The organism is Sphingomonas sp. GW821-FHT03E12 (genome assembly GCF_059420685.1).
In genome coordinates this window covers 424,999-446,733 of the sequence record NZ_JBWKUF010000003.1, presented here as the reverse complement: position 1 = coordinate 446,733, position 21,735 = coordinate 424,999, and the positions used below count along the sequence as shown (strand labels likewise).

General features: G+C 65.9%; 21 protein-coding genes. 12 read left to right on the top strand and 9 right to left on the bottom strand.

The genetic code is table 11. From position 1 onward, the window contains the following. Window positions 1-107: 107 nt before the first annotated feature. From AC07TU_RS11800 to AC07TU_RS11785, 4 genes are all read right to left on the bottom strand, one after another. Window positions 108-2,252, bottom strand: a complete 2,145-nt coding sequence (locus AC07TU_RS11800; protein ID WP_495188094.1) for a TonB-dependent siderophore receptor — start codon at window positions 2,250-2,252, stop codon at window positions 108-110. A 111-nt stretch (window positions 2,253-2,363) separates the two neighbouring features. Then, on the bottom strand, window positions 2,364-2,843 hold the full coding sequence (gene greB / locus AC07TU_RS11795) for a transcription elongation factor GreB (protein ID WP_495188386.1): 480 nt from the start codon (window positions 2,841-2,843) through the stop codon (window positions 2,364-2,366). A gap of 2 nt (window positions 2,844-2,845) precedes the next feature. Next, window positions 2,846-3,259 (bottom strand): GNAT family acetyltransferase, encoded by a 414-nt coding sequence (locus tag AC07TU_RS11790; RefSeq protein WP_495188093.1) that lies wholly within the window; start codon window positions 3,257-3,259, stop codon window positions 2,846-2,848. 1 nt (window position 3,260) lies between these two features. Further along, window positions 3,261-5,273, bottom strand: a complete 2,013-nt coding sequence (locus AC07TU_RS11785) for a lytic transglycosylase domain-containing protein (RefSeq protein ID WP_495188385.1) — start codon at window positions 5,271-5,273, stop codon at window positions 3,261-3,263. Window positions 5,274-5,344: 71 nt separating this feature from the next. On the opposite strand from AC07TU_RS11785, the gene dapA reads away from it, so the two are divergent. The 7 genes from dapA (at window position 5,345) to AC07TU_RS11750 (ending at window position 12,765) form a co-directional block, all read left to right on the top strand. Then, window positions 5,345-6,226, top strand: coding sequence for a 4-hydroxy-tetrahydrodipicolinate synthase (gene dapA / locus AC07TU_RS11780; protein WP_495188384.1), 882 nt, complete (start codon window positions 5,345-5,347; stop codon window positions 6,224-6,226). Between the two features lie 11 nt (window positions 6,227-6,237). Further along, window positions 6,238-6,699: an ankyrin repeat domain-containing protein gene (locus AC07TU_RS11775; RefSeq protein ID WP_495188092.1), complete on the top strand. Its 462-nt coding sequence runs from the start codon at window positions 6,238-6,240 to the stop codon at window positions 6,697-6,699. Window positions 6,700-6,749: 50 nt separating this feature from the next. After that, window positions 6,750-7,232, top strand: coding sequence for an SsrA-binding protein SmpB (gene smpB / locus AC07TU_RS11770; RefSeq protein ID WP_495188091.1), 483 nt, complete (start codon window positions 6,750-6,752; stop codon window positions 7,230-7,232). 43 nt (window positions 7,233-7,275) lie between these two features. Beyond that, window positions 7,276-7,797, top strand: a complete 522-nt coding sequence (locus tag AC07TU_RS11765) for a DUF2062 domain-containing protein (protein WP_066575275.1) — start codon at window positions 7,276-7,278, stop codon at window positions 7,795-7,797. Window positions 7,798-7,868: 71 nt separating this feature from the next. Continuing rightward, window positions 7,869-9,917 (top strand): M13 family metallopeptidase, encoded by a 2,049-nt coding sequence (locus AC07TU_RS11760; RefSeq protein WP_495188090.1) that lies wholly within the window; start codon window positions 7,869-7,871, stop codon window positions 9,915-9,917. A 68-nt stretch (window positions 9,918-9,985) separates the two neighbouring features. Beyond that, window positions 9,986-12,373 (top strand): response regulator, encoded by a 2,388-nt coding sequence (locus AC07TU_RS11755; protein WP_495188089.1) that lies wholly within the window; start codon window positions 9,986-9,988, stop codon window positions 12,371-12,373. A gap of 41 nt (window positions 12,374-12,414) precedes the next feature. Then, complete coding sequence (locus AC07TU_RS11750; protein ID WP_495188088.1) at window positions 12,415-12,765, top strand: response regulator; 351 nt, start codon at window positions 12,415-12,417, stop codon at window positions 12,763-12,765. Here the strand turns inward: AC07TU_RS11750 and AC07TU_RS11745 are convergent. The 4 genes from AC07TU_RS11745 to AC07TU_RS11730 all read right to left on the bottom strand — a co-directional run bounded on the left by AC07TU_RS11745 (window position 12,762) and on the right by AC07TU_RS11730 (window position 15,681). Next, a complete protein-coding gene (locus AC07TU_RS11745) occupies window positions 12,762-13,280 on the bottom strand; it encodes a phosphoribosyltransferase (protein ID WP_495188087.1) in 519 nt (172 codons plus the stop codon). The genes AC07TU_RS11750 and AC07TU_RS11745 overlap by 4 nt on opposite strands. Next, window positions 13,280-14,296 (bottom strand): adenosine deaminase, encoded by a 1,017-nt coding sequence (locus tag AC07TU_RS11740; protein WP_495188086.1) that lies wholly within the window; start codon window positions 14,294-14,296, stop codon window positions 13,280-13,282. Before AC07TU_RS11740 ends, AC07TU_RS11745 begins: the two co-directional genes overlap by 1 nt. A 40-nt stretch (window positions 14,297-14,336) precedes the next feature. Continuing rightward, on the bottom strand, window positions 14,337-15,032 hold the full coding sequence (locus AC07TU_RS11735; protein ID WP_495188085.1) for a class I SAM-dependent methyltransferase: 696 nt from the start codon (window positions 15,030-15,032) through the stop codon (window positions 14,337-14,339). 91 nt (window positions 15,033-15,123) lie between these two features. Continuing rightward, on the bottom strand, window positions 15,124-15,681 hold the full coding sequence (locus AC07TU_RS11730) for a DNA-3-methyladenine glycosylase I (RefSeq protein WP_495188084.1): 558 nt from the start codon (window positions 15,679-15,681) through the stop codon (window positions 15,124-15,126). A gap of 143 nt (window positions 15,682-15,824) precedes the next feature. On the opposite strand from AC07TU_RS11730, the gene recA reads away from it, so the two are divergent. The 3 genes from recA (at window position 15,825) to AC07TU_RS11715 (ending at window position 18,456) form a co-directional block, all read left to right on the top strand. After that, the gene (gene recA, locus AC07TU_RS11725; protein ID WP_495188083.1) at window positions 15,825-16,904 is read left to right on the top strand and encodes a recombinase RecA; all 1,080 of its coding nucleotides are present in this window, start codon (window positions 15,825-15,827) and stop codon (window positions 16,902-16,904) included. Window positions 16,905-17,182: 278 nt separating this feature from the next. Further along, on the top strand, window positions 17,183-17,662 hold the full coding sequence (locus AC07TU_RS11720; protein ID WP_495188082.1) for an FKBP-type peptidyl-prolyl cis-trans isomerase: 480 nt from the start codon (window positions 17,183-17,185) through the stop codon (window positions 17,660-17,662). Window positions 17,663-17,814: 152 nt separating this feature from the next. Continuing rightward, window positions 17,815-18,456 (top strand): glutathione S-transferase family protein, encoded by a 642-nt coding sequence (locus AC07TU_RS11715; RefSeq protein WP_495188081.1) that lies wholly within the window; start codon window positions 17,815-17,817, stop codon window positions 18,454-18,456. Here AC07TU_RS11715 and AC07TU_RS11710 read toward each other — a convergent pair. Next, window positions 18,447-19,814 carry a dicarboxylate/amino acid:cation symporter gene (locus AC07TU_RS11710; RefSeq protein WP_495188080.1) on the bottom strand — a complete coding sequence of 456 codons (1,368 nt, stop codon included), beginning with the start codon at window positions 19,812-19,814 and terminating at the stop codon, window positions 18,447-18,449. The genes AC07TU_RS11715 and AC07TU_RS11710 overlap by 10 nt on opposite strands. 72 nt (window positions 19,815-19,886) lie before the next feature. Here AC07TU_RS11710 and AC07TU_RS11705 point away from each other — a divergent pair, with 72 nt between their 5' ends. Together AC07TU_RS11705 and AC07TU_RS11700 are read left to right on the top strand one after the other, a co-directional pair. Then, on the top strand, window positions 19,887-21,137 hold the full coding sequence (locus AC07TU_RS11705; protein WP_495188079.1) for a M24 family metallopeptidase: 1,251 nt from the start codon (window positions 19,887-19,889) through the stop codon (window positions 21,135-21,137). 3 nt (window positions 21,138-21,140) lie between these two features. Further along, window positions 21,141-21,692 (top strand): hypothetical protein, encoded by a 552-nt coding sequence (locus AC07TU_RS11700; RefSeq protein ID WP_495188078.1) that lies wholly within the window; start codon window positions 21,141-21,143, stop codon window positions 21,690-21,692. Window positions 21,693-21,735: the final 43 nt, after the last annotated feature.

Sequence of the window (21,735 nt, the reverse complement as noted above, 5' to 3'; positions counted from 1 at the left end):
CCGCCCGGCTGGGTGGGCGAGAGCCGGCGGTGCAGGATCAGGTGCGCGCGATCCTGCACCGCGTGCCGGCGCGGCGAAGCTCCAAGCGGAGCTTCGCCCGCTGCGGATCAGAATCCCAAACGCAGGGTCGCGCGGACATTCCGCGGTTCGCCATAGACATAGCCAGCGAACCAGAGATTGTTGTTGAAGTAGCGCTTGTCGAACAAATTGTTGACGTTGAGCTGGAGCGAGACGTTGTCGTTGATCTTGTAGCGCGCCATGCCGTTGACCAGCAGATAGGCGGGCTGGCCGACATTCTCGCGCAGATTGGTGGCCGGGTTCACACCGGTCTTGGGCGGTTCGCTCTCCCAGCGCGCCGAGCCGCCGATGCTGAACCCGTCGAGCATGCCGCTGAAGTCATAGCGGGTGGCCATGCGCAGGATGCGGCGGGGGTGATGCGCCTGGACCGGGGCTCCGGCGGCATCCTCCGCGCGGAAGGCACTCCAGCCTAGGCTGAGATCCCATCCCTTGAGGATCTTGCCCGCGAGCTCGGCCTCATAGCCCTCGGACACCGTGCCGCGCGCGGGGCGCATGGCCGGGTTGGTCGTGCCGGGAATGAAATAGCCTTCATCGACGACCGCGAAATTGTCCTGCTCGATCCGGAAGATCGCGGCGGACGCGCGAAGGCGGCCGTCCATCCACTCGCCCTTCAGGCCTGCCTCATAGCTGTTGCCGACCACCGGAGGCAGGTAATCGCCGTTGCGATCCCTGCTGTCCTGCGGATTGAAGATGCTGGTGAAGCTTGCGTAGGCGGAGATGTTGCCGGTCACGTCGAACACCAGGCCGGCGTAGGGCGTGACGCGGCCGGCATGGCGAATGGTGTAGGCGGCCGGCGTGTAGAGTGCGACTTCCTCGTTGCGTTCCCACCAGCTGACGCGCGCGCCCGCGATCAGCTTGAGCGGGTCGAGCAGTTGGAGGCGGGCCGCGCCGTAAACGGCATATTGCTCGGTCGTGCCGAAGCCGCTCATCCGATAGCGATTGCCCCAGACGGGCTCGGCGTATTTGCTGCCGTCCCACAGATTATAGTTGCCGATGGGGGCGACCGTTGCGGGATCGGGGTCGCGGTTGGTCCAGCCGCCGCTCAGGTGGCGATAATTGCCCCCGACGATCAGCTCGTGCTCACGGCCCAGCAGGTCGAAATTGCCGCGAAGCTGTGCGCTGGCGTTCCACTGTTTGGGACGGGATTCGTACCAATAGCCCTCGGCGGTCATGCCGATGCCGGTGATGCGATCGGGATAGCCGCCGGTCCAGAGCAGTTTCGATTCCTCGAATTGTTCATGATAGGCGACGTCGGCGCGGAGCGACCAGTTGCTGCCGAGGCGCTGTTCGATGGTCAGGAACGCGGTCTTCTCGGTCGTGTCCCACAGATTCCAGCCCGCGCCGGTGGTCTTGGAACGTGGCCAGTTGGTGCGGGTGCCGTCGGCATACCAATAGGGCAATTGGCCCCAGAGGGTGCCGTCGCGCTCGTCACGCTGGTAGCTGGCGCCGATGCTGACCCGGGTGTTCGTGCCGAGATCGGCATCGATCACGCCATAGAAGAGCCAGCCCTTCGACTTCTCGATATCGACGAACGAATCCTGCCGGCTGTATTGCGCGACGAACCGCCCGCGCACCGATCCGTCGGCAGTGATCGGCACGGTGATGTCGCCGGTCGCGGCAAAACGGTTCCAAGAGCCGCCCTCAAGGTCGAGCGTGCCTTTGAGCTCGCTTGAGACGGCGTGCTTGCGCACCAGGTTGATCGTCGCGGACGGTTCGCCGGCGCCCTGCATCAGCCCGTTGGCGCCGCGGATCACCTCGATCCGTTCAAAGATGGCGCTGCTGTTCTTCTCCAGCCCGATATTGCCGGTGACGAAGGGCGCGCCATCGAGCTGGTAGTTGGTGATGTCGAAGCCGCGTGCCGCCAGCGTGTTGCGGCCGCGATCGACCGCCTTGACCGAGATTCCAGTCGTGTAGCCGAGCGCTTCGCCGACATTGACGGCGGCCTGATCCTCAAGCTGTTCGCGGGTGATGATGCTGATCGACTGGGGCGTCTGGCGCGGGGAGAGGTCCAGCCCGGTGGCGAGCGTGTTCTTCTGTTCGCCGCGGCCATAGACGACGATTTCGTCGGACTTCTGCTGCTCACCCGCCGTCTCGTCATCCTGCGCGGCAAACGCCGCCGCAGGTACGGTCAACACGAGCGCGGCGGTGGCCAGCAAGCGGTACGTCGTCTTCATGGAAATCCCCTGTACTGCGCGCCGTCGTGGATCGCCGGACAGGGGCGGGCAGCGCGTTGTGCGTGCCCTGAGCATGATCGCTATTGCGAGTCAATCTTAATTGCAATGAGATCAGCCGGGATAGCTGATTTCCATCACCTCAAATTCCTTCTCGCCCGCGGGCAGCATCACGCGGCGCAGATCGCCGATCGCGGCGCCGCGCAGTGCGCGGGCGAGGGGGGCGTTCCAGCCGACCAGACCCTTGCCCGCGTCCGCCTCGTCATCGCCGACGAAGGTCAGGGTGCGGTGGTTTTCGTCCTCGTCCGCGATGGTGACGGTGGCGCCGAACCAGATGCGGCTGCGATCCTCCTGCCGGCAGGGATCGACGACCTTGGCCGCCTTCATCCGCTTCGACAGCCAGCCCAGCCGCCGGTCGATCTCGCGCAGGCGCTTGCGGCCGTAGATATAGTCGCCATTCTCGGAGCGGTCGCCATTGCCCGCGGCCCAGGCGATGGTCTCGACCAGCTTGGGCCGCTCGCCGCCGAACAGTGCGTCATACTCGGCCTTGAGCGCCGAATAGCCTGCGGGGGTGATGTAGTTGGGACGGTCGATACTCAAAGAAGGCGGCCCATGCTGATGATCGGCTCCTCGCCATAGCCCATGCGCGCCCAGAAGCGGGCGGCCTCGTCATTGCCGGCGCGTACCTGAAGATTGAGCTTGGTACAGCCCCTGGCCGCCAGCTTCTTCTCCGCGGCGCGGACCAGCTTCGTCCCGATCCCGCAGTGACGGGCATTGGGATGGACCGCAAGCTTGTAGAGCCAGCCGCGATGGCCGTCATAGCCCGCGAGGATCGTGCCGAGCACGCGGCCGCCCTCGACCGCGACGAGGAACAGGTCACGCTGGACGGCCAGTTTCTGCGGGACGGCGACGGCGGCGTGGCTGTGGAGCGGGTCCTCGGGAAAGACGGTGCGCCACAGCGCATCGACCTCGCCGAACTGCGCTTCCTGATAGGCCAGGATCTCGATCACGTCAGCCGGGGCGGTTCTTGCCGAGATACCAGCTCAGATGCGCCGGACCACGCGAGCGGGCATAGTTCGGGTGCAGCAGATCATAGACCACGGCGTTCTCGAGCACGCGCTGGACATAGTTCTTGGTCTCGAAGATCGGGATCGCCTCGACCCAGTCAACGACCTCGATGCTGCCGGTGCGTGGATCGCCATTGGCGCGCAGCCATTTGTTCACATTGCCCGGCCCCGCATTGTAAGCGGCAACCGCGAGCGGGTAGCTGCCGCCATAATAGCTCAGCATCCGCTGGAAATAGCTCGAGCCGAGGCGGATATTGTAGTCCGTGTCCACGGTGAGCGAGGACATGTTGTAGCCCAGGCCGAGCTTGCCGGCGGTCTCGCGCGCGGTTCCGGGCATCAGCTGCATCAGCCCGCGGGCACCGGCATGGCTGACTGCCTGCTTGTCGAACTGGCTTTCCTGCCGCGCGATGGCGTGGATGATCGTGAAATAGCCTTCCTCGCCCTGCGGCACGCGCACCGACGGGTAGCCCGCAACGGTATAGTCGCTGAGGCCATTCAGAAGTGCGCTGCGGCCGACCATCACGCCCAGATCGGGGCGGCCGATGCTGCGCGACAGCTCGGTGGCGAGGACATGGTCCTCGGCGCTGGTGGCGTCGGCAGCGATCTGGCGGAGGAACAGGCTCTGGTCCTGCCAGCGGCCGAGCGTGCCGAGCAGCCGCGCGGCCTGAACCACCTCGCGATTGTAGAAGGCAGTGCGTGCACTCGACGAGGCACGGGTGCCGTCGAAGGCTGGCGGTGCCTTGAGCGCGCGGCTCACCCGCTCGGCTGCGAGCTGGCCGTAATAGAGGTCGGAAAAGGCGGCGGCGCGCTCATAATAGCCCTGTGCCGCGGCCTGCTGCCCGGCGGCCTCGGCGGCGCGCCCGGCCCAGTAGAGGCCCTTGGACTGGGTGGTGGGGGTACGGCTGCCGCGCGAATAGCGGTCGAACATCATCACCGCATCGGCCGGACGGCGCAGCTTGTGCATCGCGACCGTGCCGGCGAGCCAGACAAGGCTGGTGTAATCGTCGCGGATGCCGAGGCCCATCGCAGCGACATCGGCGCCGGGGGGCAGGGCATCATCGACCTGCGAGGCGATCGAATAGGCAAGGCTGAACTGGCCGTCGCTCTCCGCCGCGCGGGCATTAACCAGCAGGACTTCGTACCATTCCTCGACATTGCCGGGGAGCGTCGCGAGGTCGCGCGGCCGGGCGAGGAGCGAACGGGCCGAGCCGCTGCCGCCATTGTTACGGAACCACATCGCACGATCGGCGATGAAACCGGGATCGCGCGCGCCGAGCGCCTCGACCGCGGCGGCCTTGTCCTGCGCGTCGGGCCAGTTGCTCTGCATCGACAGGCGCGCGTCGAACAGCGGCCGGTTCTGCGGCGAGGTATAGGCGGCCTGGCGTGCGGCGGCGGTGCGCGCATCCTGCCAGAGCAAGGCGTCCATCCGGGCATCATGATCCGCCGGGGTCAGTGCGCCCGGGAAGCCCGAGAGCACGGCGCTCTCATCGGCGGGGCGGAGCGCGCCGCTGCGCCAGGCGCGGCGGGCCTGCTCATTCGCCTCGGTCCGGCGGCCCGACGCGGCCAGCGCCTCGGCATAACGGACCCGGCCGGCAGCGGTGGCGGGCGGAAACCGTTCGAAGAAGCGGATGACCAGCGAAGGTGCCTCGGCGCCCGAGGTCAGCGACGTCTCTGCCGCGGCGCGGCGGCTGGTCTCGCCCGGCCAGCCGGGGTGGGCGAGCAGGAAGTTCGCATAGTCGCTGAACGGCCAGCGATCCGATTGCTGGAGCCGCTTCCACTGGTCGAGATTATACTGAATCCCCGAACTGGCGGGGGCGGGATATTCCTGCGGCGAGGCGGTCAACGCAGCGAGCTGAATACGCGCGCGTTCCACTCCATCCTGCACGACCTGAGAAGAGACCGCGACACCCGATACGCCGGCGAGCAGAAGCCCGCTCCTGAACAAAGAGGCAAGCATGCTGGACATGATACGCACCGCGCGCCTATTGGCCACCCCGAAATTCGGAAAATTGGGGCTTTTTGGCGCATATGTTCACCGGTTCGATCCCCGCCCTGATTACCCCCTTCCGTAACGGCGACTTCGCCGAGGACGTGTTTCGCGACTTTGTCGAATGGCAGATCGCCGAGGGATCGTCCGCGCTGGTGCCGGTGGGCACGACGGGCGAAGCGGCGACGCTGACCAAGGACGAGCATTTCGAGGTGGTGCGCGTCTGCGCCGATCAGGTGCGCGGCCGCGTGCCCGTGATCGCGGGCACGGGCTCGAACGACACCCGCGTCGCGATCGGCAACGTCAAGGCGGCGAAGGAAGCCGGCGCCGATGCGGTGCTGATGGTGCCGCCCTATTACAACCGGCCTAGCCAGGAAGGCATCTTCCGCCATTTCGAGGCGGTGGCGGCCGAATGCGAGCTGCCGATCGTCCTCTACAACGTGCCCGGCCGCACCGTCACCGACATTCAGCCCGAGACTGTGATCCGTATCGTCCAGGCGTTCCCCGGCAAGTTCGTCGCGATCAAGGATGCGACGGGCGATCTGGCGCGCGTGTCGAGGCATCGCGCGGCGCTTCGTGCGGGCTTCGCGCAGCTTTCGGGCAATGACGATACCGCTCTGGCGTTCAACGCGATGGGTGGAGTCGGGTGCATCTCGGTCAGCGCGAACGTCGCGCCGAAGCTGTGCGCGCAATTCCAGGCGGCATGGGCCGAGGGCGATACCGCGCTGGCGCTGGCGCTGCACGACCGGTTGTTCGCGCTGCACAACGCGATGTTCACCGACGCCTCGCCCGGGCCGGTCAAGTACGCCGTGAACAAGCTGCGGCCCGAGATTTCCGCCGAGCTCCGGTTGCCGATGGTCGGGCCAAGCGAGGCGAGCAAGGCGGCCGTGGATGCGGCGATGAAGGCCGCAGGTCTCATCTAGGAGCTGAAGCGATGCCGCAATGGCCATGGAAGAAGGCACGTCCCGGCGTCGATCTCTATGGCCGCAGCCCGCTCTGGCACCACGCGGCCGAAGGCGATCTCAAGGCGGCGGCGAAAGCGATCCGCGACGGCGCCGACCCGACGGCAGCGGACAAGGACAATTATACCGCACTCCATGTCGCGGTTCAGAACGGCCATGCGAAGATGGTCGAACTGCTCCTCAGCCACGGCGCCGATCCCAATGTCGCCGACCGGCACGGCAACGGACCGCTATGGACGGCGGGCTATTATGCGGGCCGCGACGCCAAAGGGCCGGATGGCCTTGCGAGCGTCGTCGCGCTGCTGGGAGCGGGCGCCGATCCGCGTCGTCTCAACCGGGTCGGCAAGCCGCCGTTGCTATGGGCGAACGCCTGTCCGGAACTGCGCGCCGCGTATGATTCTGCCGGTTTCACCGATGTGATTCCGGACACCTGAGGCGTTAGGGCTTTCCCTGCGCCGCGCGCGGGCCTACATCGCCCCTCCTTATGGCCCGTCCGCGTCCCACCGAATTCGACAAGAAGAAGATCGTCGCCGAGAACCGGAAGGCGCGCTTCGAGTATTTCATCGAGGACGTGTACGAAGCCGGCATCGCGCTTCAGGGCACCGAGGTGAAGGCGCTGCGCTTCGGCGAGGGGTCGATCGCGGAAAGCTATGCCGAGATCCGCAACGAACAGGCCTGGCTGGTCAACGCCAACATTCCCGAATTCAGCCACGGAAATCGTTTCAACCACGAGCCGAAGCGTCCCCGTAAATTGCTCCTTCATCTGCGGCAGATAGAAAAGCTGCATGGCGCGGTAGCGCGCGAGGGGATGACCCTGGTGCCGCTGTCGATCTACTTCAACTCGCGCGGCCGCGCGAAGGTGGAGCTGGCGCTGGCGAAGGGTAAGAAGACGCACGACAAGCGTGAGTCCATCAAGGAACGTGACTGGAAGCGTGAACAGGGAAGGCTCCTCCGCGACCGTGGCTAAGCCGACCTTCTGGGAGCGGGTACGGGCATGGGCGGATCGCAACATGCCCACCCGCGAGAGCCTGGAGGCGAACCGCTTCCTGCGCCCGGTGGCGCATCGCGTGCTGGCGCCGGAGCTTTGGCGCTTCACTCGCCGGTCGGTGCCGCGTGGTGTCGCGCTGGGCATGGTGACGGGGATCATGATCCCGGTCGCGCAGATCTTTTTCTCCGCGCTGCTGGCGCTGCCGTTCCGGGCGAATATCCCGGTTGCCTCGCTGACGACGTTCCTGACCAATCCCTTCACCACCCCGCCGCTCTGGGCGTTCGCCTATTGGGTCGGACGCAAGATCCTGCATTTCGACGCGACCGTCCCCGGACAGCCGATCGCGACTCATGTTGCGAACGACAGCTGGCTCAACTGGTTGTGGTCGGAAGCCGGGCCGGCGCTGATCACCGGACTGGTGACGATCACGATCATCTCGTCGATCCTGGGTTATGTGATCAGCGCGGTGGGCTGGCGCCTGTGGATCGCCAACAAATGGCGCAAGCGGAAGAAAGAGCGCGCGGCCGCTATTGGCGGCCAGTAACACGCGAGACTTGATCGGGCGTATCATCGGCGTAAGACACGCGCATCTCGACTCTTGTCCATAGGTGCATGATGCGTCTTCTCGTTACTTCCATCCTTCTTGCCGGCACCGCAATCGCGGGCACGGCGACAGCGCTTTCGGCGCGTGAGGCGCCCGCTCCGGCCGCCGAAACCGGCTCGAAGCCTCAGCTCGGCACGTTCGGCTTCGACGAGAAGGGCATGGACAAGACTGCGGCCCCCGGCGACGATTTCTACACCTTCGCCAACGGGACTTGGGCGAAGAGCACGCCGATCCCGGCAGACAAGTCGAACTACGGCATGTTCACCGCGCTGGACGACCTGTCGAAGCAGCGCGTGCGCGGGATTCTCGACGCGGTGAAGGACGACAAGAACAGCGCGATCGGCCGCGCCTATACCAGCTATCTCGACACGGCGTCGGTCGAGTATCGCGGACTGGCGCCGATCCAGCCCTGGCTGACCAAGGTCAAGGCGCTGGACAGCAAGGCCGGTTACTCGGCGCTGGTGGTCGAAGCGGCGAAGATGGGCATCAACGGCCCGTTTGGCGGCTATGTCGGCCAGGACGACAAGCATCCCGAGAACTACATCTTCACCATCTACCAGGGCGGCACCGGTCTGCCTGATCGTGACATGTACCTGCTCGACAACCCCAAGATGGCGTCGATCCGCACGGCCTATGTCGCGCACCTTGCGAAGATGCTGACGCTGGCGGGCGAGGACAATGCCGAGGCGCGCGCCAAGGCGGTGATGGATCTGGAGACCCAGATCGCCAAGGTCCAGTGGACCCGTGAGGACGCGTCGGACGCGGTCAAGGGCTACAACAAGTTCACGCTGGCGCAGACCGCGCAGTTCGGGAGCCCGACCCTCGACATGCCGGCGCTGCTCAAGGCGATCAGCCCGAAGATCACCGACGTGCTGATTGGCCAGCCGAGCGCGGTGAAGGGCACCGCCGACATCCTCGACAAGGCGCCGCTTGAGGTGCTCAAGGATCAGATGCTGCTGCGCAGCCTGGGCGGCCTGGCCAACTATCTGCCCGATTCGGTCGCGAATGAGAATTTCGCCTTCTACGGCACCACGCTGCAGGGGACCCCGCAGCGCGAAGAGCGCTGGAAGCGTGCGGTGAGCTTCACCGAAGGCGTGCTGGGTGAGGCGGTCGGCAAGGAATATGCCGCGCGCTACTTCCCGGCCGAGTACAAGGTCGAGATGAACAAGCTGGTCGCCAACGTGCTCGACGCGATGGGGCGGCGGATCGACGCGCTCGAATGGATGCAGCCCAAGACCAAGGCGCGCGCCAAGGCGAAGCTCAAGAACTTCACCGTCAAGGTCGGATATCCCGACCGCTGGCGCGACTATTCGGGCCTTGAGGTCAAGAGCGACGACCTGTTCGGCAACGCAGTCCGCTCCAACCAGTTCGACTTCCAGTACATGATCGACAAGCTGGGCGGACCGGTGCGCAAATGGGAATGGGGGATGCTGCCCCAGACGATCAACGCCTATGCCAATTTCGGGATGATGGAAGTGGTGTTCCCGGCCGCGATCCTGCAGCCCCCCTTCTTCGATCCCAAGGCGGATCCGGCGGTCAACTATGGCGGGATCGGCGCAGTCATCGGCCACGAGATCAGCCATCATTTCGACGATCAGGGCGCCAAGTATAACGAGAAGGGCGAGCTGTCCGACTGGTGGACCCCGGCCGATACCAAGGCGTTCGAGGCGGCGAGCAAGGCGCTGGTCGCCCAGTACGACGCCTATGAGGCGCTCCCAGGCGAGCATGTGAAGGGTGAGTTCACGCTGGGCGAGAATATCGGCGACCTCGCCGGCCTCACCATCGCCCATGACGCCTACCAGCATTCGCTGAAGGGCAAGAAGGCGCCGGTGATCGACGGGTTCAGCGGCGACCAGCGCTTCTACCTAGGCTGGGCACAGATCTGGCGGCGCAACTATCGCGAGGCCAATCTTCGCGCGCGCCTGCTGACCGACCCGCACAGCCCGTCGATCCAGCGCGCCTGGGTCGTCCGCAACCTTGACCCCTGGTACGGTGCGTTCGGTGCGAAGGACGGTCAGAAGCTGTATCTGGCACCTGCGAAGCGCGTCCGCATCTGGTGAGCGCAACCTGCGGCTCCGGCTGGCGCTGAACGCTTGACCGGAGCGCAGGGGAGCGGAAAAGGGGAGTAATGGCCTCGCGTCCCGCTCTCCTTTCCAGCGACCCCCGTTCCGCCGCAGCGCCGCTGATCATCGCGATCGCTGCGGGTGCCGCGGCGGCGGGGATCGTGCTGCTCCTGACCGGTTCGATCATGGTGGCGGCGGGGTTCCTTGCCGCGGCACTGGCGATCGCCGGTGTCGCCTACCTCGTCGTCAGGCTCTGGCCGGCGGCAAGGGAGGAAGAACCGGCTATCGACTGGTCGGTCGCGCACATGCTCGCCTCGATGAGCAACGACGCGCTGGCGGTTACCGATCGCGCCGGGCGCCTGGTCTGCGCCAACGAGCGGTTCGGCGCCTTCTTCCCGACCTATCCCGCGCCGCCTGGCGTCGTGCCGGGCGAATGGGCCTCGGCCCAGCTCGGCACCGCAGGCCGCACCGCGTGGCGCGATGGGCAGGCATCGAGCGGGGCGTTCGATGCCGCCGGAACCAAGCTGACCGCGCATATCACCCGTGTCGGCGATTCGATGCTGGTGTGGCGCTTTGCCGGCACGGATGTCGTCGATCTGGCCAAGCAGGCACAGGCGCTGGTCGCAGGCAATTCGGGCGATCGCCTTGGCAGCGCCGGCATCATGATGGCGCTGCTCGGCGCCGATGGCCGCGTCCGGTCCGCCAACCGCGTGACGCGCCAGCGCGCGATGGGCGACGAGAATGCGATGATCGAGGGGCGCGACTTCACGCGCTTCCTGATCACCGACAATCTCGGCATCGTCCGGTTCGAGCGCGAGGGCCTGTCGGGCACGCCGCTGCGGGTGCTGGAGATCCCGTTCCTGGACGGCGACAATGCACCGATGCTGGTCGCGCTGCTTGATGACGAGCTCGCGATCCCACAGCCGGCGATCGGCGATACCGCCGGCGCACATGTCCGTTCGCTGATCTCGCTGCTGCCGTCGGGCATCGCGCTGGTCGGTGCAGACGGGCGCTTCGTGCACATGAACGATGCCTTTGTGCGCGCCGCGCATGTCAACCAGGCCAATCCGCCCATCTATCCGGGCGATCTGGTGGTGCGCGAGGACAAGGCAGCGCTGGCCGACGCGATCCGCCGTTTCGCTAGCGGCGCGGCGCATTCCGCAGACATGACGGTACGCTTTGCCGAGGCGCCGGACGAAGGCGTCGCCATCTCGATCGCCGCCGCGCGCGGGCTGGGCGAGGCGGCGGTGCTGCTGAGCCTGCGCGACGCGGGCGAGGAAGGGCGGCTCAAGCGCCAGGTGGCGCAGGCGACCAAGATGCAGGCGGTCGGGCAGCTCGCCGGCGGCGTCGCGCACGACTTCAACAACATCCTGACCGCGGTGATCGGCCATTGCGACCTGATGCTGATGCGCCATGCGCCCGGCGACAGCGACTATGACGACATCCAGCAGATCCTGATCAACTCCAACCGCGCCGCGGCGCTGACCCGCCAGCTGCTCGCCTTTTCGCGCCAGCAGACTTTGCGGCCGCAAATCCTGCAGCTGCCGGACGTCATCTCCGAGGTCTCGAACCTGCTCAAGCGCCTGCTTGGCGAGACGGTGGAGCTGGTCGTCAACCACGGCCGCAACCTGGGCCCGGTGCGCGCCGATCCGGGGCAGCTCGAACAGGTGGTGGTCAACCTTGCGGTCAACGCGCGCGATGCGATGCTGACCAAGAACCCCAATGGCGGCGGCACGCTGACCATCGAGACCTTCGGCGTCCCCGCGCACGAAGTGCGGGCGATGGACGAGGATGTGCTTCCGGTGGGCGACTATACCGCGCTCCGCATTTCCGACACCGGCACCGGCATTTCGGCCGAGGTGCTCGCGCATATCTGGGAGCCGTTCTTCACCACCAAGGAAGTGGGGAAGGGAACGGGGCTCGGCCTGTCGACCGTCTACGGCATCATCAAGCAGTCGGGCGGGTTCATCTTCGCCGAGAGCCCGAAGGGCAGGGGCGCGGTCTTCACCATCTACCTCCCCGTCGATTCCGCTGGCGATGCCGGGTCCAAGGCCCCGGCGGTGAAGCCGGTGCAAGGCGACCTGTGGGGCAGCGGCACGGTGCTGCTGGTCGAGGACGAGGCGATGGTGCGTGCGGTGGCCGAGCGCGCGCTGGCGCGGCAGGGCTATACGGTGCTGACCGCCGAGAATGGCGAGGCAGCGCTGGAGCTGCTCCAGACCAGCGCCAAGCCCGACCTGCTGATCTCCGACGTGGTGATGCCGACGATGGACGGCCCGACGATGGTCCGCCATGCCCGCAAACGCTATCCTGACCTCAAGATCATCTTCATGTCGGGCTATGCCGAGGAACAGTTGCGCAAGTCGATCGACCTCGACAATGTCGCCTTTCTGCCCAAACCCTTTTCAGTCCAGCAACTTGCGGAAGCCGCGCGCAGTGCGTTGACCGCGAAATAAGTGGTTGGTGAAAATTGCTTCTCTCGGCTAGTTCGATCGCAATGACCGCGCATACCCGCATCCTTGTCGTGGAAGACGAGCCGCTGATCGCCATGATGCTGGAGGATTATCTGGATATCCTTGGCCGGCAGGTCGCGGGCGTCGCCGACAGCGTCTCGACTGCCCTGCTACTGGTCGCAGCGGGCGGGATCGACGCGGCGATCGTCGACGTGAACCTGAATGGCGGCGAGAAATGCTGGCCGGTTGCCGATGCACTGGCGGCGGCGGGGGTTCCGTTCATCGTCGCGACCGGCGGCGGCGACGACATGATCATCGACGGGCACCGGCATCGGCCGATCCTGGCCAAGCCCTTTACGATGGACGCGATCGAGCAGGCCCTGGCAGGCCTCTAGGCGATCCGGCCGGGCATTTCGGCCGCATCCGCCGCGATCGATGCCGCAGGGGCCACCGCTTCCCACGGAAACACGAACCAGTCCTTGGTCACGCTACGGTCGATCGCGCGCGCGGCATATTCGACGCGCTGGCTGGACGTCGCATTGTCGAGCAATGTCGCAAACCGGATCGCGCCGATGATCGCTCCCGCCTCTGCGAGCTTGGCACGCAGCTTGGCGATGGTCGCGCCGCTATCGTTGATATCGTCGAGGAAGAGCAGTTTTTCGCCGGCACGGGTGCGCTCCGCCAGCCGTTCGAGCGGCGCATCGGCGAAATCATGGACCTGCGAGCTGTGATCGACCGAGAGCATCGGCATGCCCGTCGCGTGGCTCAGATAGACCGCAGGCGAAAGGCCGCCACGGCCGATGCCGATGATGAAATCGGGTCTCCAACTGCGATCGGCATGGATCGCTGCGGCAATCGCAAGCACGTCCGCCACGAGCTGCTCGTGCGAGATGGGCGTGAAGACGGGCATCAGTTGGCCGCCACGAACGCATCGAGCCGTGCGAGGTGCGCGGTCTTCGCGCGCTCATCGAGGAACGATCCGGTGAAACTGTTGCGCGCCAGCGTCGCCAGTTCCGTCTTGCCCAGCCCGCGCGCTGCCGCGACCGCGCGGTAGTTGTCCGCGACATAGCCTCCGAAATAGGCGGGATCGTCCGAGTTGATCGTTGCGCGGAGCCCTTCACCGAGCATGCGGTCGATCGGGTGGTTCGCCATATCGTCCACCACGCACAATTTGTGGTTGGAAAGCGGGCAGACGGTGAGCGTCATCCCTTCGTCGGCCAGCCGCTTCACCAGCACCGGATCCTCCAGGCTGCGATTGCCATGGTCGAGCCGGTCGATGGCGAGCAGGTCGAGCGCCTGCCAGACATAGTCGGGCGGGCCTTCCTCGCCGGCATGGGCAACGCGCTTGAGCCCGAGATCGCCTGCCGCGGCAAAGACGCGCGCGAACTTCTCGGGCGGGTGGCCGACCTCGGACGAATCGAGGCCCACGCCCTCGATCCGGTCGAGCCAGGGCTCGGCTGCCTTGAGGGTGGCGAAGGCCGCTTCCTCGTCGAGGTGGCGCAGGAAACAGAGGATCAGCTTCGAGCTCAGGCCATGCCGCCCCTCGGCGTCGTGCATCGCGGCGAGCAGCCCGTCGGCGGCGACCTGGAACGGGATGCCACGATCGGTATGCGTCTGCGGATCGAAGAAGATCTCGGTATGGACGACACCGTCCGCCGCCGCCCGCGCGAAATAGGCATCAGCCAGATCGTAGAAATCCTGTTCGGTCCGCAGCACGTCCGCCCCGGCATAATAGATGTCGAGGAAATCCTGCAGCCGGCTGAAGCTGTAGGCGGCGCGAACCGCCTCGACGCTGTCGAACGGGATCGCCACCTTGTTGCGCTTGGCCAACGCGAACATCAGCTCGGGCTCGAGGCTCCCCTCGATATGCAGGTGAAGTTCGGCCTTGGGCAGGCCGGCGATGAAAGCGGAGAGGGTGTCGTTCATGGCCGCGCAGGATCGCGCGAACGCAGCCGCAGGGCAAGCGTCAGGCGTACCCCACCCAGCCGCGCCAGGTGAAGGCGGCATAGAAGGGCGTCACGTCGTGGAAGCCCGCGGCGCGCAGCACCGCCTCGTCCTGCTCCGGCGCGAGCATGTTGACCGCTGCGCTCACCGCGTCGCGTGCGCCATAAGCCTGTTCGGGGATCGCGCCCGAGGCGATGGCGAAGGCGGCATAGCGATCGAGCCAGTGCTCCCGCGTCTCGTCCTGCGGATAGCTGCCATGCGCGGCGACGAACGGCGCGCCGGGTTTCAGCCGCTCGCGGATCGCCGCGGCGGTGCGAATGCGCTCCTCTTCGCCGAGGAAGTGCAGGGTGAGCAGGCACACCGCGCCGTCGAAGGGGCCGGGCGGGGCGTCGTCGATATAGCCCTCGATCAGCTCGGCGCGGTGCACGTCCGGGCCGAGCATGCGCGCGGCGAGGTCGAGCATCGCGCCCGCCGGATCGACCCCGGTGAAACGCCAGCCCGGATAGGCGGCGGCCAGCGCCTTGAGCTCCAGCCCGCCGCCCGCGCCGAGCACGAGGATGTGGGCATTCTCCGGTACGCGCTCGGCGAGCAGGATGCCGGTCATCCGGTGGAGATCGGCAAAGCCGGGCACGTAGCGCGGCGGGTTCTCGGCGTAGTTGGCGACGGCCTGGGGATCTGCGAAATGGGCGAGGAATTGCTGTTCGCCGTTATCGGCCATGGTGGAAACCCTTCGAAACACTGGCGGCACACGCATGCCGCGAATCATGAAACTTTAAATGTTGCGTGAAGGGCTTCGCGTCAACCCCGCTTCAGACCTGATCCCGACGAAAGCAGGTCGCGGCATGATCGTTGACCATCCCGACCGCCTGCATCCAGGCATAGACGATCACTGGTCCGACGAATTTGAACCCCTTGGCCTTGAGCGCCTTGGAGATGGATTCGGAGGTCCCGGTTTTCGCGGGAACGGTCTCGCCGTCGCCCTTCACAGGTTCGCCTCCCGCAAGGCCCCAGGCCCAGTCGCCGAAATCCTCCCCCCGTTCGGCAAAGGCGAGATAGGCGCGGGCATTGCCGATTGCGGCCTCGATCTTGGCGCGGGCACGGACGATCCCGGGATCACCCATCAGCCGCTCGACATCGTCTGGGCCGAACGCGGCGACTTGCACCGGATCCCATCCGGCGAAGGCGGCATGGAACTCGTCGCGCTTCTTGAGGATCGTCGACCAGGACAGGCCGGCCTGGAATCCCTCGAGCATCAGCGTTTCCCACAACAGCCGCGAATCGCGGACGGGAACGCCCCATTCGGCGTCGTGATAGGCGGTATCGAGCGGATTGCCCTGTGCCCAGCGGCAGCGGGTCGGTTCGGTCACGTGCGTTCCTCCGCGGAAATGAGAACAAAAAAAGATCGTTCCACTCTTGTTCTAGTGGAACAAATGCTATACGCAACCGTCAACAATGTGATGACAGGCCTGTTGAAGGCGGGGCGTAAAGCCTCTAGCGACGGAGACTTCGGATGGCAGCTTCCCTCAAGGTGATCGACGGAAACATGGCGATTTCTTCGGATAAACAGAAGGCGCTCGACGCCGCACTCGCGCAGATCGATCGCGCGTTCGGTAAGGGCTCGGCGATGAAGCTCGGCTCGAAGGAGACGATGCAGGTCGAGGCGATCTCGACCGGCTCGCTCGGGCTCGACATCGCGCTCGGCGTCGGCGGTCTGCCGCGCGGTCGCGTGATCGAGGTCTACGGCCCGGAAAGCTCGGGCAAGACGACGCTGGCGCTGCACGTCATCGCCGAGGCACAGAAGAATGGCGGCGTCGCCGCATTCGTCGATGCCGAGCACGCGCTCGATCCGGTCTATGCCAAGAAGCTGGGCGTCAACATCGATGAGCTGATCGTCTCGCAGCCGGATACCGGCGAGCAGGCGCTTGAGATCACCGACACGCTGGTGCGGTCGAACGCGATCGACGTGCTGGTGGTGGACTCGGTCGCCGCGCTGGTTCCGCGCGCGGAGATCGAGGGCGAGATGGGCGACAGCCATGTCGGCCTCCAGGCGCGCCTGATGTCGCAGTCGCTGCGCAAGCTGACCGGCTCGATCAGCCGTTCGCGCTGCATGGTGATCTTCATCAACCAGCTGCGCATGAAGATCGGCGTGATGTACGGCAATCCGGAGACCACGACCGGCGGCAACGCGCTCAAATTCTACGCCTCGGTCCGCCTCGACATCCGCCGTACCGGCCAGATCAAGGACCGCGACGACATCATCGGCAACGCGACCCGCGTGAAGGTGGTGAAGAACAAGGTCGCGCCGCCGTTCAAGCAAGTCGAATTCGACATCATGTATGGCGAAGGCATCTCGAAGATCGGCGAGATTCTCGACCTCGGCGTCAAGGCCGGGCTGGTCGAGAAGGCGGGTGCGTGGTTCAGCTATGACAGCATCCGCATCGGCCAGGGGCGCGAGAACGCCAAGACCTTCCTCAAGGAGAACCCTGAGGTCTGCAACCGGCTTGAGACCGCGATCCGCAGCCGCACTGCGCAGGTCGCCGAAGAGATGATGACTGGCCCCGACGCCGAGGACGACGGTCCGGAAGACTGACGGAGCCGACAAAGGTGACAGTTTGAATGCCGTTCCGCGTAATTTCGTCAACTTCGTAAGGCGCGGCGGGACGGTGACAGGATTAGGCCGCGCCGTATCGTGACGAGCGGCGGCGGTCACGGGACTGGTTCCCATCGGAAGGTCCGGCGCCCCACGCGCCGGGCCTTTCGGCTTGGGAATGGCCGGGCGATCGGATAGCTGTTCAGGCGAACGGCTCGCGAACACGCGTGAGCAACGGGAGGGTGGAGCTGGTGCGGAGTATCTCGAAATCGTTTCTGTTGGGCTGCGCGATCGCGGCGGGCGCCGGCACGGCTGCTGCGCAGGATGTTCCTCAACCCGATCGCTCGCAGGATGTCGCCTGGCAGAACCGCCAGATGCTTGCACTGGCCGAACGTCACGGAGCGAAGGGGTGGTATGTCACCCCCAGCGGGCTGCGGTGGCGTCGGATCGCGGGGGACGGCAGCGGCCAGCGGCCCGGACCGGCCGATCGCGTGACCGTACACTATACCGGCACCTTCAGCGACGGCGTCGAGTTCGACAGCTCGGTGAAGCGTGGCCAGCCCGCGACCTTCCCGCTCAATCGCGTGATCCGTGGATGGACGGAGGGCGTCCAGCTCATGGGCGTGGGCGACAAGGTCGAGTTCGCCATCCCGCAGGAGCTGGCGTACGGACCGAACGGGAGAGGCCCGATCCCGGGCCGCGCAACGCTGTTGTTCACCGTCGAGCTGATCGGCATCGAGGCAGCGGGCGGTTCCTGACGGAACGGGCGGACGCACGCGGCTGCCCCTGATCGTCCGCTGGCCATGTCGGCGATTCTGCGGACCTGCAGGTCGCTGGCGCCTGATTTGGCGCTGGTCATCCTTGCCCGGGCAGTGCAGCCTTGCACGATGTCAGCAAGGATGACCGGCCGATGATCACCGTCCACCATCTGGAAAACTCGCGTTCGCAGCGGGTGTTGTGGCTGCTCGAGGAACTCGGGCTGCCCTACCGGATCGAACGCTACGAGCGGAACAAGGCGACGATGCTTGCCCCGCCGGCACTCCGCGCGGTGCATCCGCTCGGCAAGTCGCCGGTGATCGTCGATGACGAGGCCGATGGCGGCCTTGGCCGCACCATCGCGGAAACGGGCGCGATCATCGAGTATCTGGTCGAGAAGGCCGATGGGCGGCTTGGTCCGCCCGCGCATCGTGACGCCGTGCTTCGTTACCGGCACTTCCTGCACTATGCCGAAGGCTCGCTGATGCCGCCGCTGCTGGTGAAGCTGGTGCTCGGCCGCGTGCCGCTGCTCGGCAAGACGGCGCAGAAAAAGATCCAGCCGATGATCGACGTGCATCTCGACTATGTCGAGGCACACCTCTCGCAGCATGACTGGTTCGCCGGTGACGATTTCAGCGCGGCGGATGTGATGATGAGCTTTCCGCTCGAAGCCGCGCGAAACCGGGCGGGGCTGGACGCCTCGCGCCCGGCGACGATCGCATGGCTGTCAAAGGCGCATGCGCGGCCTGCCTATCAGGCCGCGCTCGCTGCAGGCGGGCCCTATGCCTATGCCTGAGAACCTCCCGCCGGCGGTTTGCCGAACTCGCTGAAGCTCTGCTCGTCCACCGCCGGGCCGCCGCCCGTGGGGGCATGCGGGGGCTCCACGTCGGCGGGCTCGATCGGATCGAGGCGCCCGCCTTCCCATTTCGCGACGACGGCACTTGCCACCGCGTTGCCGACGACGTTGGTCGCCGAACGGCCCATGTCGAGGAAATGGTCGATGCCGAGGATCAGCAGCAGGCCAGCCTCCGGAATGTCGAAGAAGCCGAGCGTGGCGGCGATCACGACGAGGCTGGCGCGCGGGACGCCGGCGATACCCTTGCTGGTGACCATCAGCACCAGCAGCATCGTGATTTCCTGACCGAGCGTCAGGTCGATGCCATAGGCCTGCGCGATGAAGATCGTCGCGAAGGTCATGTAGATCATCGAGCCGTCGAGGTTGAAGCTGTACCCCAGCGGCAGCACGAAGCTGGCGATACGCGGCGGCACGCCGAAACGGTCGAGGGCCTCAAGCGTGCGCGGATAGGCGGCTTCGGACGAGGCGGTCGAGAAGGCGAGGAGCAGCGGATCGCGGATGTAGCGGACCAGCAGCGTGGTCCGCTTGCCGACGATCAGATAGCAGACGCCGATCAGCAGCGCCCACAGGATCAGCATGCCGAGATAGAACGTCCCCATGAAATAGGCGAGGTTGCCGATGATCGCCGGGCCGCGTTCCGCCAGCGTCGCCGCCACCGCAGCGAACACCGCGACGGGGGCGAAGCGCATGACGTAATTGGTCACCTGCAGCATCACATGGACCAGCGCCTCGACCGCGCTGACCAGCGGCTTGGCCTTTTCGCCGACCGCGGTGATCGCGACGCCGATGAACAGCGAGAAGACGACGATCTGAAGAATCTCGTTCTTCGCCATCGCCTCGATCCCCGATTTGGGGAAGACGTGAGTGAAGAAGTCCTTGAGGTTGAACGCGGCCTTTTCGACCCCACTTGCGGCATCGACCGGCGGCAGCGGGAAGTTGAGCCCCACGCCGGGCTGGAAGAGGTTGACGAGGATCAGGCCGAGGGTGAGCGAGACGAGGCTGGCGCAGATGAACCATGCGACAGCGCGGCCGCCGACGCGTCCGAGCGCCGCGGTGTCGCCCATATGCGCGATGCCCGCGACCAAGGTGGCGAAGACCAGCGGCGCGATGATCATCTTGATCAGGTTGAGGAAGATCGCGGTGATGATCGAGAAATAGTCGGCGATCTTCTTGAGCTGCGTCTCGGCGCCGGCCGAATCGGCGCCGTAGCTCTGGTGGATGCCGTAATGGAGCCCCAGGCCCACAATCGCACCTAATACCAGCGCGATCAGGATAAATGTCGTCAGTTTCTTGGCCATTGGGCTCCCCTCGTTGCGGCGCCTAGACAGGGGATTGCGGCGTGCGGGTCAAGAGCCCTATCGCTGGTGATCATGATCTTGTCCCGCCGAACGCTGCTCGCCGCCGCCGCTGCGGCACCCCTCGTTGCTCATGCTAGAGTCCTGCAGAGCGCCGAACCCTCTGCCGTCGAACTGAAAAATATCACGGCGGATGCGATCCCGATCGGGCCCGAGGAGCGCCGTGCGCGGCTTGCCCGCGCACAGGCGCTGATGAAGGCGAACGGTATCGGCGCGGTCCTGATCGAGCCGGGGTCGAGCCTGCTCTATTTCACGGGCGTGCGCTGGGGGCGCAGCGAACGGCTGACCGCAGCGGTGATTCCCGTAGAGGGCGATCCGATGATCGTCACCCCGTTCTTCGAAGAGCCATCGGTCCGCGAATCGCTCGGCGTACCGGCGCAGGTGCGCGTGTGGCAGGAGCATGAGAGCCCGTTCGCGGTGATCGCGGGCTGGCTGCGCGAGAAGAAGCTGCACAACCATCGAATCGGGATCGAGGAGACCGTGCGCCACTTTGCGGTAACGGGGCTCGCACAGGCGATCGGCGATGCGCGGCTGATCGTCTCCGCCAATTCGGTTGTGCGCGGATGCCGGATGATCAAGACCCCGGCCGAGATCGCATTGATGCAGAAGGCGGCCGATGTGACGATCGCCGCCTATCGCTGGACTCACCCGCAGGTTCAGGCGGGGATGACATCGCAGGATATCGCCGCGCTGATGAGCGCCGCGACGCGCAAGCTGGGCGGCGAGGTCGCGTTCAACCTGATCCTGCTGGGCGAGGCGTCTGCCTATCCGCACGGCACCGGCAAGCCGCAGCGGGTGGTGAAGGGCGAGGTGGTGCTGATGGACTGCGGCGCGCGGGTCCATGGCTATGAAAGCGACATCAGCCGCACCTTCGTTCATGGCGAAGCCACGGCCGAGCAGCGCAAGGTCTGGAGCGAGATGAAGCGCGGGCAGGAAATCGCCTTTGCCGCGGCCCAGATCGGGACGCCGGCGGGCGCGGTGGATGACGCGGTGCGGCGCTACTACACCTCGCTTGGCTATGGGCCGGACTATAAGCTGCCGGGTCTGTCGCACCGCACCGGGCACGGCATCGGCATGGACGGACATGAGCCGATCAACCTGGTGCGAGGCGAGACGGTGAAGCTGGCCGCCGGCATGTGCTTCTCGAACGAACCGGGCATCTATCTGCCGGGCAAGTTCGGGGTGCGGCTGGAGGACTGCTTCCATATGACCAAGACGGCGCCGCGCTATTTTTCCGAACCCCAGCCTGAGATCGATCGGATCTGACCGATGCTGTTCCGCCGCGACACGCTGGAAGGAATCGCGAGCGGCACCGTCACCCTCGCGTTTCGGCGCTGGCGCAGCGCGGCGGCAACAACCGGCGGTACCCAGCGCACCGCCTACGGGGTTGTGCGGTTCGGACAGGTCGAGCGGATCGGGCTCGAGACGATTGGCGCCGACGACGCGATCGCGGCGGGTTATGCGGACCGCGATGCCCTATTGCGGGAGCTCAATAGCCGGACTGGTGACCTGTACCGCATCGAATTGGCGGGAATCGATCACGATTCCAGAGAGACTTTGCGCGAACAGACGGACGTCGAACCCGACATTCTGGCCTGGCTGGAGCGGATCGACTGGGCGTTGCCGATCCTGAGAGCCATTGAGCAAGCGCCGGAAACACGCGCGGCTGACATCGCGGGCCCGCTGGGCATGCCGCGCGACCGGTTCAAGGCCCGGGTCCGCGAACTCAAGAATCGCGGCCTGACGATTTCGCTCGAAACCGGCTATCGGATCAGTGCGCGTGGTGCGGCTGCCCTCATGAAACTGTCCCAATCAGCCTGATCGAAGTGTTTCGCTTGAGCGAAGCGCCGTGCGCCCCTAAGTC

What these genes read in the sequence shown, in the direction of transcription:
- AC07TU_RS11760 (WP_495188090.1), top strand. Translation starts at nt 7,869, where the DNA reads ATGCGTCTTCTCGTTACTTCCATCCTTCTTGCCGGCACCGCAATCGCG.
- AC07TU_RS11745 (WP_495188087.1), bottom strand. Translation starts at nt 13,280, where the DNA reads ATGCCCGTCTTCACGCCCATCTCGCACGAGCAGCTCGTGGCGGACGTG.
- AC07TU_RS11710 (WP_495188080.1), bottom strand. Translation starts at nt 19,814, where the DNA reads ATGGCCAAGAAACTGACGACATTTATCCTGATCGCGCTGGTATTAGGT.
- AC07TU_RS11735 (WP_495188085.1), bottom strand. Translation starts at nt 15,032, where the DNA reads ATGGCCGATAACGGCGAACAGCAATTCCTCGCCCATTTCGCAGATCCC.
- AC07TU_RS11775 (WP_495188092.1), top strand. Translation starts at nt 6,238, where the DNA reads ATGCCGCAATGGCCATGGAAGAAGGCACGTCCCGGCGTCGATCTCTAT.
- AC07TU_RS11715 (WP_495188081.1), top strand. Translation starts at nt 17,815, where the DNA reads ATGATCACCGTCCACCATCTGGAAAACTCGCGTTCGCAGCGGGTGTTG.
- AC07TU_RS11785 (WP_495188385.1), bottom strand. Translation starts at nt 5,273, where the DNA reads ATGCTTGCCTCTTTGTTCAGGAGCGGGCTTCTGCTCGCCGGCGTATCG.
- AC07TU_RS11800 (WP_495188094.1), bottom strand. Translation starts at nt 2,252, where the DNA reads ATGAAGACGACGTACCGCTTGCTGGCCACCGCCGCGCTCGTGTTGACC.
- AC07TU_RS11750 (WP_495188088.1), top strand. Translation starts at nt 12,415, where the DNA reads ATGACCGCGCATACCCGCATCCTTGTCGTGGAAGACGAGCCGCTGATC.
- dapA (WP_495188384.1), top strand. Translation starts at nt 5,345, where the DNA reads ATGTTCACCGGTTCGATCCCCGCCCTGATTACCCCCTTCCGTAACGGC.
- AC07TU_RS11705 (WP_495188079.1), top strand. Translation starts at nt 19,887, where the DNA reads ATGATCTTGTCCCGCCGAACGCTGCTCGCCGCCGCCGCTGCGGCACCC.
- smpB (WP_495188091.1), top strand. Translation starts at nt 6,750, where the DNA reads ATGGCCCGTCCGCGTCCCACCGAATTCGACAAGAAGAAGATCGTCGCC.
- AC07TU_RS11765 (WP_066575275.1), top strand. Translation starts at nt 7,276, where the DNA reads ATGCCCACCCGCGAGAGCCTGGAGGCGAACCGCTTCCTGCGCCCGGTG.
- AC07TU_RS11700 (WP_495188078.1), top strand. Translation starts at nt 21,141, where the DNA reads ATGCTGTTCCGCCGCGACACGCTGGAAGGAATCGCGAGCGGCACCGTC.
- AC07TU_RS11755 (WP_495188089.1), top strand. Translation starts at nt 9,986, where the DNA reads ATGGCCTCGCGTCCCGCTCTCCTTTCCAGCGACCCCCGTTCCGCCGCA.
- recA (WP_495188083.1), top strand. Translation starts at nt 15,825, where the DNA reads ATGGCAGCTTCCCTCAAGGTGATCGACGGAAACATGGCGATTTCTTCG.
- AC07TU_RS11740 (WP_495188086.1), bottom strand. Translation starts at nt 14,296, where the DNA reads ATGAACGACACCCTCTCCGCTTTCATCGCCGGCCTGCCCAAGGCCGAA.